Origin of the sequence: Flagellimonas sp. MMG031 (assembly GCF_040112705.1) — a bacterium.
Classification (GTDB): Bacteria; Bacteroidota; Bacteroidia; order Flavobacteriales; family Flavobacteriaceae; genus Flagellimonas.
Window position 1 is genome coordinate 2,454,589 of sequence record NZ_CP157804.1, and the last position, 13,253, is coordinate 2,467,841.

The 13,253-nt window shown below is 43.6% G+C and carries 13 protein-coding genes; 7 read left to right on the forward strand and 6 right to left on the reverse strand.

Going from position 1 to position 13,253, the window contains the following annotated elements:
* The first annotated feature begins 37 nt into the window (after window positions 1-37).
* From ABNE31_RS11055 to ABNE31_RS11065, 3 genes are all read left to right on the forward strand, one after another.
* Window positions 38-1,906, forward strand: a complete 1,869-nt coding sequence (locus tag ABNE31_RS11055) for a DNA topoisomerase IV subunit B (RefSeq protein WP_179385525.1) — start codon at window positions 38-40, stop codon at window positions 1,904-1,906.
* 15 nt (window positions 1,907-1,921) lie between these two features.
* Window positions 1,922-4,549, forward strand: coding sequence for a DNA gyrase/topoisomerase IV subunit A (locus ABNE31_RS11060; RefSeq protein ID WP_349351166.1), 2,628 nt, complete (start codon window positions 1,922-1,924; stop codon window positions 4,547-4,549).
* A 70-nt stretch (window positions 4,550-4,619) separates the two neighbouring features.
* Window positions 4,620-5,576, forward strand: a complete 957-nt coding sequence (locus tag ABNE31_RS11065; RefSeq protein ID WP_179385523.1) for a sterol desaturase family protein — start codon at window positions 4,620-4,622, stop codon at window positions 5,574-5,576.
* 36 nt (window positions 5,577-5,612) lie between these two features.
* On the opposite strand, the gene ABNE31_RS11070 is transcribed toward ABNE31_RS11065, so the two are convergent.
* A complete protein-coding gene (locus ABNE31_RS11070) occupies window positions 5,613-5,993 on the reverse strand; it encodes a DNA topoisomerase IV (RefSeq protein WP_179385522.1) in 381 nt (126 codons plus the stop codon).
* A gap of 32 nt (window positions 5,994-6,025) precedes the next feature.
* Window positions 6,026-6,436, reverse strand: a complete 411-nt coding sequence (locus tag ABNE31_RS11075; RefSeq protein WP_349351167.1) for a helix-turn-helix transcriptional regulator — start codon at window positions 6,434-6,436, stop codon at window positions 6,026-6,028.
* Between the two features lie 285 nt (window positions 6,437-6,721).
* On the opposite strand from ABNE31_RS11075, the gene ABNE31_RS11080 reads away from it, so the two are divergent.
* From ABNE31_RS11080 to ABNE31_RS11090, 3 genes are all read left to right on the forward strand, one after another.
* Window positions 6,722-7,831, forward strand: a complete 1,110-nt coding sequence (locus ABNE31_RS11080; RefSeq protein WP_349351168.1) for a M14 metallopeptidase family protein — start codon at window positions 6,722-6,724, stop codon at window positions 7,829-7,831.
* Between the two features lie 93 nt (window positions 7,832-7,924).
* Window positions 7,925-8,404 carry a winged helix-turn-helix transcriptional regulator gene (locus ABNE31_RS11085; RefSeq protein ID WP_127141951.1) on the forward strand — a complete coding sequence of 160 codons (480 nt, stop codon included), beginning with the start codon at window positions 7,925-7,927 and terminating at the stop codon, window positions 8,402-8,404.
* Between the two features lie 15 nt (window positions 8,405-8,419).
* Window positions 8,420-8,935, forward strand: a complete 516-nt coding sequence (locus ABNE31_RS11090) for a DinB family protein (protein ID WP_349351169.1) — start codon at window positions 8,420-8,422, stop codon at window positions 8,933-8,935.
* Between the two features lies 1 nt (window position 8,936).
* Here the strand turns inward: ABNE31_RS11090 and ABNE31_RS11095 are convergent, their stop codons facing one another.
* Window positions 8,937-9,263 (reverse strand): hypothetical protein, encoded by a 327-nt coding sequence (locus ABNE31_RS11095; RefSeq protein ID WP_349351170.1) that lies wholly within the window; start codon window positions 9,261-9,263, stop codon window positions 8,937-8,939.
* Window positions 9,264-9,356: 93 nt separating this feature from the next.
* A complete protein-coding gene (aroB, locus tag ABNE31_RS11100) occupies window positions 9,357-10,412 on the reverse strand; it encodes a 3-dehydroquinate synthase (RefSeq protein WP_349351171.1) in 1,056 nt (351 codons plus the stop codon).
* A 91-nt stretch (window positions 10,413-10,503) separates the two neighbouring features.
* Between aroB and ABNE31_RS11105 the strand changes: the two genes are divergently transcribed.
* A complete protein-coding gene (locus tag ABNE31_RS11105; RefSeq protein WP_349351172.1) occupies window positions 10,504-11,676 on the forward strand; it encodes a proline dehydrogenase family protein in 1,173 nt (390 codons plus the stop codon).
* Here ABNE31_RS11105 and ABNE31_RS11110 read toward each other — a convergent pair.
* Window positions 11,673-12,047, reverse strand: coding sequence for a DUF4258 domain-containing protein (locus ABNE31_RS11110; RefSeq protein WP_349351173.1), 375 nt, complete (start codon window positions 12,045-12,047; stop codon window positions 11,673-11,675). The two genes, ABNE31_RS11105 and ABNE31_RS11110, sit on opposite strands and share 4 nt — an antisense overlap.
* A 5-nt stretch (window positions 12,048-12,052) precedes the next feature.
* Window positions 12,053-13,252 carry an alanine dehydrogenase gene (locus ABNE31_RS11115; protein WP_127141945.1) on the reverse strand — a complete coding sequence of 400 codons (1,200 nt, stop codon included), beginning with the start codon at window positions 13,250-13,252 and terminating at the stop codon, window positions 12,053-12,055.
* Window position 13,253 lies beyond the last annotated feature (1 nt).

Consider the following 13,253-nt stretch of genomic DNA (forward strand, 5'->3'; position numbering starts at 1 on the left):
TCCGAAATTTTATATTGCAAGGATTAACCCTTTACTAATGGCAGATACCCAATATACTGAGGATAATATCCGTTCGCTGGATTGGAAGGAGCATATTCGCATGCGCCCGGGGATGTACATTGGAAAATTGGGCGATGGTTCTTCTGCGGACGACGGTATTTACATCCTACTCAAAGAGGTGATCGATAACTGTATCGATGAATTTGTGATGGGAGCCGGAAAGACCATCGAGATCAATATCAAGGACAATACCGTCCATGTTAGGGATTATGGTCGGGGCATACCTTTGGGCAAAGTGGTGGATGTGGTCTCCAAAATGAATACCGGTGGTAAGTACGATACCCGTGCGTTTAAAAAATCCGTGGGACTAAATGGAGTGGGAACCAAAGCCGTAAATGCGCTTTCTACCTATTTTCGCGTGGAGTCCAACCGGGACGGAAAATCCAAGTCGGCCGAATTTGAAACCGGAAACCTGATCAATGAAGAGCTGTTGGAAGAATCTTCACGCCGAAAGGGAACCAAGGTGAGTTTCACACCCGACGAAACCATCTTCAAAAAATACAAATACCGAAACGAGTATGTGGAACGCATGCTCAGAAACTACGTCTACCTTAATCCAGGTCTCACCATCGTTTTCAATGGTGAAAAGTTCTATTCGGAAAATGGTCTTAAGGATTTATTGGAGGACAATAATAATGAGGACGACTTCCTGTATCCCATCATCCATTTGAAAGGGGACGACATTGAAGTGGCCATGACCCACAGCAAGACCCAATACAGTGAGGAGTACCATTCATTTGTAAACGGTCAGCATACCACCCAAGGAGGAACGCACCAATCTGCATTTAGGGAAGCTGTGGTTAAGACCATCCGTGATTTTTATGGAAAAAATTACGATGCTTCGGATGTCAGGAAATCCATCATCTCTGCGGTTTCCATCAAAGTAATGGAGCCCGTCTTTGAAAGTCAGACCAAAACCAAATTGGGTTCTACCGATATGGGCGGAGATTTACCCACAGTTAGGACCTTTATCAACGATTTTGTCGGAACACAACTGGACAATTATCTGCATAAGAATCCGCAAACGGCGGAAGCGCTACAGAAAAAAATAGTACAGGCCGAAAAGGAACGCAAGGAACTTTCAGGCATAAGGAAGCTGGCCAGGGAACGTGCCAAAAAAGCCAGTCTCCACAATAAAAAACTACGCGACTGCCGTATTCATTTGCAGGACATGAAAAAGGACAGGCGATTGGAAACCACCCTTTTCATTACCGAGGGGGACTCTGCATCCGGTTCCATCACCAAATCACGTGATGTGAATACCCAGGCCGTGTTCAGTCTCCGCGGAAAGCCTCTGAATTCCTACGGAATGTCCAAAAAAATCGTTTACGAGAACGAAGAATTCAATCTGTTGCAAGCGGCGTTGAACATCGAGGACTCCATGGAAGACCTTCGGTACAACAATATCGTAATCGCCACGGATGCCGATGTGGACGGAATGCACATCCGTTTGCTGTTGATTACCTTCTTTTTACAATTTTTCCCCGAATTGATCAAGGAAAACCACTTATACATCCTCCAAACCCCACTTTTTCGGGTGCGCAACAAAAAAGAGACCATTTACTGTTACAGTGAGGAGGAAAGAAGACAAGCCATAGAGAAACTCTCCGGAAAACCTGAAATCACCCGATTTAAGGGATTGGGCGAGATTTCCCCGGACGAGTTCAAAAACTTTATTGGTGACGATATCCGTCTGGAACCTGTAATGCTCGACAAGGCCATGAGCATTGATGCCCTGCTGAAGTTTTACATGGGCAAGAATACGCCGGACAGACAGGATTTTATCATCAACAACCTTAAAGTGGAGCTTGATCTTGTTGAAGAAAACCAACTACAACCCAAATAAATGCTGCCTTTCTAAATGGAAGAGAACGAAGAACTGAACGATGAAAGTTTAGAAAACCAAGACGAGTCCCAAGATAGCCTGGTGAAGGTCACCGGGATGTACAAGGATTGGTTTTTGGATTATGCTTCCTATGTAATTTTGGAGCGCGCCGTACCTGCCATCGAAGATGGATTTAAGCCCGTACAACGCCGGATCATGCATGCGCTCAAAGAACTGGACGATGGCCGTTACAACAAAGTGGCCAACGTAGTGGGGCACACCATGCAGTACCACCCGCACGGTGATGCCAGTATCGCCGATGCCATGGTGCAGCTAGGGCAGAAGGACCTGCTGATTGACACTCAAGGAAACTGGGGAAACATTTTAACCGGCGATGGCGCTGCAGCCTCTCGATACATCGAGGCCAGATTGTCAAAATTTGCCCTTGAGGTGGTGTACAGCCCAAAGATTACGGAGTGGCAACTTTCGTATGACGGCCGGAAAAAGGAACCTGTCCATCTCCCTGTGAAATTTCCGCTCTTGCTCGCACAAGGAGCAGAAGGGATTGCCGTTGGTCTGTCCACCAAAATATTGCCCCACAACTTTAATGAATTGATTGATGCATCCATCAAGCACCTGAAAGGCAAGCGATTTACCTTGGTTCCCGATTTTCCCACCGCCGGGATTATTGATGTGACCAATTATAATGATGGCATGCGAGGGGGAAAAATTAGGGTTCGTGCAAAAATATCGACCTTGGACAAGAACACCTTGGTCATCAACGAAATCCCGTATGGCACCAACACATCCTCTTTAATTGATTCCATCTTAAAGGCTAATGACAAGGGGAAAATCAAAATTAAACGAATAGAGGACAATACTGCGGCAGAAGTGGAAATTTTGGTCCATTTGCCCAATGGAATCTCTCCGGATAAAACCATTGACGCACTTTATGCATTTACGGCCTGCGAAAGTTCCATATCGCCACTGGGCTGTGTCATAGAGGATAACAAGCCATTGTTTATAGGGGTAAAGGAAATGTTGGAGCGTTCAACGGACAATACGGTTGAACTACTTAAAGCAGAACTTGAAATACAGTTGGGCGAACTCGAAGAGCAGTGGCACTTTGCTTCGTTGGAGCGTATTTTTATTGAAAACAGGATCTATCGGGATATTGAGGAGGAAGAGACCTGGGAAGGTGTTATCGCTGCCATCGATAAAGGATTGAAGCCCCATATTTCGCATTTAAAAAGGGAAGTCACCAAAGATGATATCGTTCGGCTGACCGAAATTCGCATCAAACGGATTTCAAAATTTGATTTGGAAAAGGCTCAACAACTTATTGATAGTTTGGAGGAAAGGATTGCGGAGACAAAGCATCACTTGGAGCATTTGGTGGAGTATGCGATTGCTTATTTCAAAGAACTCAAAAAGAAATATGGCGAAGGCCGGGAACGCAAATCCGAAATCAAAATATTTGATGATATCGAGGCCACTAAAGTGGTAATCAGAAATACCAAGCTATACGTCAACAGGGAGGAGGGTTTCATTGGAACCTCCTTGAAACGGGACGAATACGTAACCGACTGCAGCGATATCGATGATATAATTGTATTCACCCAAAAAGGGGAGATGATGGTCACCAAGGTGGACTCCAAGGTGTTTGTTGGGAAAAACATCATTCACGTGGCCGTATTCAAAAAGAAGGACAAGCGCACCACCTACAATATGATTTACAAAAGCATGAAAGGTGGGCCCAGTTATGTGAAGCGATTCAACGTTACCAGCATGACGAGGGACAAGATATACGAGCTTGCCGGCGACAAGGCCTCCTCGGAAGTCTTGTACTTTTCTGCCAATCCCAACGGTGAGGCAGAAGTGGTTACCATAATGCTGCGTCAGTCCGGTAGCATCAAAAAATTGAAATGGGACCTTGACTTTTCTGATGTATTGATCAAAGGTCGAAGCTCCAAAGGAAATTTGGTCACCAAATACGCCGTGAAGCGTATCGAACTCAAAGAAAAGGGCGTATCCACTCTTAAACCTAGAAAAATTTGGTTCGATGATGTGGTCAACCGCCTGAATGTAGATGGAAGAGGTGAGCTTCTTGGAGAATTTAAAGGGGATGACCTGCTTTTGGTGGTCGACCAAAAGGGGATTGTCAAAACCATTCCGCCTGATTTGCTCACCCGATTTAGCGATGATATGATCGTACTGGAGAAATGGAATCCGGACAAACCGATTTCCGTGGTGCATTATGTTGGGGACAAAGAACGTTTTTACCTGAAACGATTCTTGATCGAAAATCCCAATAAAGAGGAAGTAGTCATTGACGAAGACCCGAAATCCTACTTGGAACTGGTATCCACCGATTGGAGACCCATGTTGGAAGTAGAGTTCATAAAACCGCGCGGCAAAGACCCCAAACCAAATTTGGAGGTGAATGTTGAGGAATTTATTGCGGTTAAGGGCATAAAGGCCATTGGAAATCAACTGACCCCGGAAAAAGTAAAAAGTATTAATGTTTTAAGCCCACTGCCTTACGAAGAGCCGGAGGAAACTAGGACCGAGGATATCGAAGTAGTGGACGAAGAACAAATAGACAACGATGATACTGATATTGAAACAAAGAATGATGGTTCCGACCAAACTACTTTGTTTTAACCCTTTTTATAGTTAATTTGCTCGTTTAGAATAACACATGTCAAAAGCACACATTGCTTAAAATTTCTTTATGGACTTTACAAACCCCCTGGTCTATGGCGTGCCAGTATTCATTGCCTTTATATTACTTGAATTAACATACAGCAAAACCCACGATCACGACGAGCTTTACAATTGGAAAGATTTGGCCGCCAGTGGTTTTATGGGAATAGGTTCCGCTATTTTGGGGCCCTTGTTCAAAGTTGCTTTTGCCATTCTGCTATTTGAGGGAACCTACGAACTCTTTAATCCAGTAGTTGACGGGGTAAGGACCAATATTATGGGCTATGCCTCATTTGGTTATGCTTGGTACGTTTGGATTCTGTGCCAACTGGCAGACGATTTTACGTATTATTGGTTCCATCGGGCCAACCACGAAGTCCGTATTTTATGGGCTGCACATATTGTGCACCACTCCTCTGATAATTTCAATTTGGGTACGGCCATCCGCAACGGTTGGTTTACGATTTTGTACAAACCCTTTTTCTATATATGGATGCCCGCTATCGGTTTTCCTCCGGAAATGGTTTTGGTATGTTTAGGTATCGAAGCGCTTTGGCAGTTTCAATTGCACACGGTTTACGTTCCAAAGCTTGGGTTTTTGGAAAAAATATTCAACACCCACACCATGCACCAGGTGCACCATGCCCAGAATGTAGAGTATTTGGATAAAAACCACGGAGGATTCCTGAATATTTTTGACAAGATGTTCGGTACTTGGAAAGAACTCGATGATGATATCGATGTAAAATACGGAGTGATTCATGCGCCAAATTCATACAACCCCGTGGTAATATTGACCCACGAGTTCAAGGATATTTGGAATGATGTCAAAAAATCCAAAAAGCTCTCGCATAAACTGATGTATATCTTTGGACCTCCCGGATGGAGCCACGACGGCAGCACACTTACCGTAAAACAGCAGCAACGATTATTTGAAAAGCATAAGGAATCCAGTCCCGAGTTGGCTTACCAACGGCCCAATTAGCAGGCGCTAAGAGCAATCGTAGGGAAAAGCAGCTTTCTAATCTTCGATTTTTTCCGCGGTACCTTTAAATTTTTTGTTTTCGCCCACAATGTTGTACTCAAACGTATAGGATGATTCCGAAGTGGTAAGTATTTTAATGTGGATCGGTCTTTCCTCCGCCTTATTCTTAGGGTTCAGATTTTTTAGGATGTACTCACAATCGTTGATCCAACGAACAGAAGAAGAATCCACTTTACCTTCAAATTCGTCAATCTCCATTTCCAAGGTTCTGTGGAAGACGGTCTCCTTTTCTTCACCGTTAATGGTTGCTTTAAAGGAGAAAGAACCCGTTTTAAAATCTTCACAATTACGCTCAGGAGGTTGACCACAGGCAAACATCAAAAAAATCGACAGGGTAGGAAATAAACGTTTTATCATAAATACAAAGTAACGGAAAGAACGTGAAAGCATCAATCCTTTTTTGTGTGATACGCTTTAAAAGTTCCGTCAGGGTAGAAAAACACAATTTTATCAGGTTGCCCAGTTGAAATGTTTTTTTGGGAAGGGGCAGGAAATTCAAGTTGTGGGTTATCAGGAATCAATTTTTCCAGAAAAATATCCTTCCGATGTTCAATTTTAGATTTCTCAGGTACAGCCTCATCTTTTGGAAAATTCCCTTCTCCCTTCAATAGCCAATAGAGATCCACTTCGGGGTAGGTGTTCACCAACTTCATAATAAAATCCAAGCTAGGTTTATTTCTTCCATTCAGCAGATGGGAGATACTGGAACGCTGTACACCAATCTCATCCGCGAAGGCTGAAACGGACAATTCCAAATACTCAATAACCTGCTCTATACGTTTGACAATATCTTTGTTCACAAATGTAAATTAATATGTTTCAAAGATAATCTATTCATGCGGAATTCACTATTAAAATCGTTACAGAGGGTGTAAGTATATAAAGTAATAGTACAGATTATAATATATATAGTATTGATATACTAATATATAAGCAGTTTAATTAAAATAGTGTTTACAAATGTATAGCCTTACCCTTAAATGAGCTTTTGCGAATGACACAAATGTAACTATTTGGTTGATTCATATGTTTACATTTGTAAAAATAGGTATGGTTACTTTTGTAAACTTTAATTCCACCGTTCCATGCTAGATTATTCACGGTTTAAAGAACAGTCCATAAAAGGCCGATATATTAATAAGGACTCCATTCGAGGCTGTTTTGAAAAAGTATCCTCCCCATTAATCCATATAGGTGATTCGGTTAGGGGGAATCCCATACATGCCTTTACCATGGGGGATGGTGGTAATAAAATCCTCATGTGGTCGCAAATGCACGGGAATGAATCCACAACTACCAAAGCGGTCTGGGATATGGTGAATTACCTGCAGTCCGATTTGGAAGATGCAAAGCACATTTTAAAGGAATGCACCCTTATGGTGGTTCCAATGCTAAATCCGGATGGAGCGGACGATTATACCCGTGAAAATAGCAACAAAATCGACCTGAACAGGGATGCTAAAAATCTATCCCAACCAGAAAGCATTGCCCTGCGGGATTTGTTCGAACGGTTTCAGCCCGATTATTGTTTTAATCTTCATGACCAACGTACCTTATTTAGCGCAGGTGAGAATAATAAACCAGCTACGGTTTCCTTTTTGTCTCCATCGAGCAGTCCTGAGCGGTACATTACGCCCAATAGGGAATTGGCCATGAAATTGATTGCTGCCATGAACCATCGTTTACAAGCATTGATTCCCGGGCAGATTGGCAGGTATGATGATGGCTTTAACCATAATTGCGTAGGGGATATGTTCCAAATGCTCGGCATTCCCACCGTATTGTTCGAATCTGGCCATTATCCCAATGACTATGAAAGGGAGAAAACACGTGAACTTATTTTTGTGGCCTTGGTTGAAGCTTTGCATACTATAGCGAAAGATACCATCGAAGCGTTTCATACGGGAGACTATTTTTCCATTCCCAATAACCACAAATTGTTTTTTGATGTATTGGTGAAACATCCAGAGCTGGTGAACGGTGCATTTGAAACCGGACAGTCCGTTGGGATTCGGTTTAAAGAAGTGCTGCAAGACAAAAAGATTATTTTCCGCCCCGAGATAGCGGAAATAGGCGATTTGAATGGCTTTTATGGGCACCAGACCATAGAATGTATTGATTCCAAGGATTTTGGCTTTTCCCCGGAACAGCACGAAATACTGGATTTGCTTCGAGAATTCAAGAATCTAAAGTAGTTTGGGTGAGGTTCTTGCGTTTTATTTAAAAAATAACCAATTTTATTACGTAAATTTCCTTTTTTAACTAATTTTGCTGCAAAATTTAATGTAATGAACAAAGTTAAACTCGACGAAATAGATCACCAAATTTTGGACATGCTGATCGATAACACCCGTACACCTTTTACGGACATTGCAAAAAAGTTGCTGATTTCCGCAGGTACGGTTCATGTCCGCGTCAAAAAAATGGAAGAGTCAGGAATCATCAAAGGTTCTTCCCTAACACTTGATTATGTTAAATTGGGCTATTCCTTTATAGCTTATGTCGGGATATTTTTGGAGAAAACGCACCAGACCAAGTTCGTTTTGGAGCGATTGAGCCAAATACCCTACGTTACCGTGGCCCATATCACCACGGGCAAGTTCAATATCTTCTGCAAGATCCGGGCTAGGGATACCACGCATGCGAAAAACATCATCTTCAAGATTGATGATATCGACGGTATCAGCAGGACAGAGACCATGATATCCTTGGAGGAGAGTATCAACGACAAGCGACGGTTGATGCATACCATCTTCAACGAGCTGTAATCCTTTTTTACACCTATGTTACTTTCGGAACTTCCCACTTCGGAATACAATCCTTTTTACCATACCTACGTGATGGCATTGGGAGACGTTGATTTGTTGGATGAATTACGGAACGGAAAGCAGGTTCTGCTATCCTTATTGGAAGAAATCCCCGAAGAAAAACTTACCTATGCCTATGCCGAGGACAAATGGACCTTGGCAGAGGCATTGGTGCATATGTTGGATACGGAACGAATTTTTCAATATCGGGCGCTCTGTATTGCCAGAAACGATAAAAGTGAATTCCCTGGCTTTGATCAGGATGCCTATGTTCCTGTTTCGAACGCCAATAATCGCAGTAAAAAGGATTTGATCGATGAATATGTGGCCGTTCGGGACTCCTCCATCACGCTTTTTGCTTCTTTGGACGAGGAAGCGCTCAAAAGGGTGGGAGTGGCCAGCGGCTCAAAAATGAGTGTTCGCGCACTGGGTTTTATCACCAGTGGTCACCAAGCGCACCATGTTCGCATTTTGAGGGAAAGATATTTATAGCCTAATAACTGTCCTCACTTTCCAATTCATCGGAAGTGGGCTCGTAGGCCTCGAAAGAATCTTCCTCAAATTCTGAAGCCACTAATTCCTTATCCAACTCTTTTTCAATGGTTTCTTCAAAATTGGCGATAAAGTTGGAAAGGCTCTTACTGATCTTTACCAGATAGATGGTATCCTCAGTACGTACTTCCACTACTTCCAGCACTTCACCATTCGGCTTTTTAATGGTGGTAATGTCGTCGTCGCCATAACCATAGGGATAGGCATCGATTAATCTGGCGGCTACGGCGTGATCCAGTTTTTTGTAGTCAATCAAAATTCGTTTCATAATGGTCAGTTATTACATTAATCTTAAGCTAGGAATTTTCGAATTTGATTTGACCAAAGAGTTGCGAACGCAAAAAAAGAGTATATAAAAAGGCTATTCCCTGTAGTAAGCAAAAGCTTTTGGGAACAATTCCTCCGGAACCTTAATGTCGGTAACGGCGTCTCCAATGGCTTGCAACAGCACAAAATTCACATTGCCATGGGAATTTTTCTTGTCGTACTTCAACAATTGTAGAATGGCATCGATATCCTCCGAGGTGAATTCCACACGGTCAAAATGGGCCAAAAGACCATTTTTGATATCGTCCACGTCCAATCGGGAGAGCCCACGGAGCTCGTGGGACAGGTAGCCTTCCAAAATCATCCCGGCAGCAATGGCCTCACCGTGCAGCAAAGTGCGTTTGTTGGGATTGTCCAAACAGTAGGATTCGATGGCGTGCCCAAGGGTATGGCCAAAATTCAGGATTTTGCGCAGACCTTGTTCCGTAGGATCCTGCAGCACCACTTCATTTTTAATGGCAATGGATTTTTGGATACAGGCAGGGTCGGTAAAGTTGCCATTGTTCGTCAGGTCGTTCCAGTAGTCTTTATCCTGAATGAGACCATGCTTCAGCATTTCCGCATAACCGCTTTTGGTCTGTCGTTCATCAAGGGTTTGTAGAAACTCTGGAAAAATAAGGACCATTTGTGGTTGGTTAATGACCCCTATCTGGTTTTTTAATGACCCTAGATCCACACCCGTTTTTCCTCCAATGGAAGCATCGACCATAGAGAGCAGGGTAGTGGGGATATTTACGAAATCGATGCCTCGCTTAAAGGTAGATGCTACAAAACCGCCCATATCCGTAAGCACACCGCCACCAAGGTTGATCAGCAAGCTTTTCCGGTCACCATCCAAATGGGAAAGTTCTTCCCAGAGCTTCAAACACGTGTGGATGTGCTTGTGTTCTTCCCCCGAAGGAATCTCTAAAATGGAATCGATCTCATGCTCGAACATAACCAAAAACAAAGGCTTGCAATGCAGTTTGGTGTTCTCATCCACCAAAAGAAAGATCTTGGAATACTTTTTTTGACCAACATGCTGGTTCAGAGCAGCTTTGGCCAATTCGTTGATGTGTACCTCGTAGGACTGTGATTTAACCGACTCCATAATTTTAATTACACCACTAAATAAAGACTATTTTTATATATACGGTTCTAGTTTGCGTACTTATCTTTGAATCTTTAATGGATGATAATTAATGCGACCAAATTTTGAGAATACTGCAATAGCCTTTGAGCTAAAGTCGGACTCCCAGTTGGAGCGAGCCTATTTCTTATTCAAATTGATTTCCAAGGAACCCCTGGTGCGTATCGGTACCGCGGTGACCAATTTTGCCATAAAGGCCCATTTGCCCGTAGAGGGATTGATCAGGGCCACCGTTTTTGACCATTTCTGTGGAGGGGTCAACGAAAAGGACTGTTTGCCTATTATTGACAATATGTATGGTAACGGGGTGTACTCCATTTTGGATTATTCCGCGGAAGGCAAGTCGGTGGACAATCAGTTTGACTTTGCTATGGAAAAGACTTTGGAGATTCTCGATTTTGTAAAGGAAAAGGATGCCATGCCCTTTGCGGTGTTCAAACCCACCGGTTTTGGTCGTTTTAAGTTATTTGAAAAAGTGTCCCAAGGAAGCCAGCTATCGGAAGACGAACAAGCAGAGTGGGGCCGTTTGGTGAATCGTTTTGACAGGGTCTGCCAAAAGGCACACCAACTGGATGTGGCCCTGCTGATTGATGCCGAGGAAAGCTGGATGCAGGATGCCGCGGATAATTTGGTCCTCGACATGATGCGCAAATACAACAAGGAAAAAGCGATTGTTTACAATACCTTTCAAATGTACCGCTGGGACCGTATGGGCTATATCGTGAAGTTGCACGAAATGGCCAAGGAAGAAGGATTTAAGATTGGCGCCAAGGTAGTGCGCGGTGCTTACATGGAGAAAGAAAACGATAGGGCAGAGGAAAAAGGATATGAAAGCCCCATCTGTAAAAACAAACGCCTGACTGATGAAAATTTTGATGCTGCCATTGATTATATGATGGAGCATATGAAAGATTTTTCCATCTTTTCTGGCACGCATAACGAGAAAAGTACCTTGAAACTGGTGGATTTAATGGAAGAACGGGGCATCGAATCCAACGATGGCCGTATTTGGTTCGGGCAGTTGTTTGGGATGAGCGACCATATCACTTATAATTTGGCCGCGCAAGGGTACAATGCCGTTAAGTATGTGCCTTACGGACCCGTACGGGATGTAATGCCCTATTTGATCCGCAGGGCGGAAGAAAATACCTCTGTTGCCGGACAAACCTCCAGGGAACTGGCCCTGATCGAAAAGGAACGGAAACGTAGGAAGTTGGAGGATTAGTCCAAGGCATTTAATTGTTCCACCAATACTTCCTCCTCACAATTTTTGGCGGTAAGTTCCCATTCTTGCCCCTTGTGCTCATGTGAAATCACGTAGGTTTTACACGGTTCTGATTTGGTGTCGCTCTTTCCAAAATCCACATCCCCATCTTTCAAAAAAGATTGTATAAGGAGCGTATCGCGGTAGGCTTCGGGCAACGTCTCAGTGAAGGTGATGGGTTTGGAGCGCATATCCTTGAGTACCCTACAATTGGGTAAATAGCAAAAATCCAAGCCACCTTCCCCTGTTTTTTTCTTCAGTATAAAAACCAAAAAAATCAATCCAATGGATAGGCCAACCAAGTACCATCCCAATCGTTTCAAAAATGCCATTTCAATTAAAAAATAAGAAAATTAATGTCGTTGTAGTTCAGCCCAAACCAATCGCCTACCGATTTGTTGGTCAAAATACCGTGGTACATGTAGAGTCCGTTGCGCAATCCCTTGTCAAACCTAAGCGAATGTTCAAGGCCCCCTTCCTCGCCGATTTTCAATAAATAAGGCGTAAAGATGTTGCTGATGGAAATGGAGGATGTTCGCGGATAGCGCGATGGGATATTGGGCACCCCGTAGTGGACCACCCCGTACTTTTCAAAAGTGGGTTTTCTGTGCGTAGTGATTTCCGAGGTTTCAAAGCAACCACCCATATCGATACTTACATCGATAATCACGGAACCTTTTTTCATGTTCTCCACCATGGATTTGGATACCACAATTGGGGAGCGATCCTTTCCACGGGTCGCACCAATGGCCACATCGCAGCGTTTTAGTGATTTTAATAGGTTTTTGGGTTGCACGGTAGAGGTGTATAAGGTCCTGTTCAGATTCGTCTGTAGTTTTCTGAGTTTGCTGATGGAATTGTCGAACACCTTTACATTGGCGCCCAATCCCAGGGCCGACCGTGCTGCATATTCACCCACGGTTCCTGCTCCGATAATGACGACTTCCACTGGAGGAACACCACTAATGTTACCGAACATCAATCCATTCCCTGTTGATGGGTTCGACATCAGTTCGGAAGCAATGAGAATAGAGGAGATGCCCGCAATCTCGCTCAAGGAGCGCACCGCAGGATAATTGCCATCATCGTCGCGGATGTATTCAAAGGCAATGGCCGTGAGCCTTCGTTTGGCCATGACTTCAAAATACTCCTTGTTCTGGGTCTTTATTTGAAGCGCAGAAATTACAATGGTCTGCGGGTTCAGCATATCTATTTCGGAAAGAGTAGGGGGTTCCACCTTTAAAATCAACGGGCAGGAAAACACTTTTTTGGTGTCCCTTGTGATTTCTGCACCTGCATTGGTGTAATCGATATCGGAAAAATTAGCCCCTTCGCCGGCTCCGGATTCCAACAATACACGGTGACCGTTGGCGGTAATGGCGTTTACGGCATCTGGGGTAAGGCAAACCCGTTTTTCTTGGTATTGGTTTTCCTTGGGAATTCCAATGAATAACTCGCCCTTTTGTTTGATGACCTCCAGGGTTTCTTCTTGGGGAAGCAGTTGTTGTTTGCTAAAAGGAGAGGAAGCTTGGCTCATA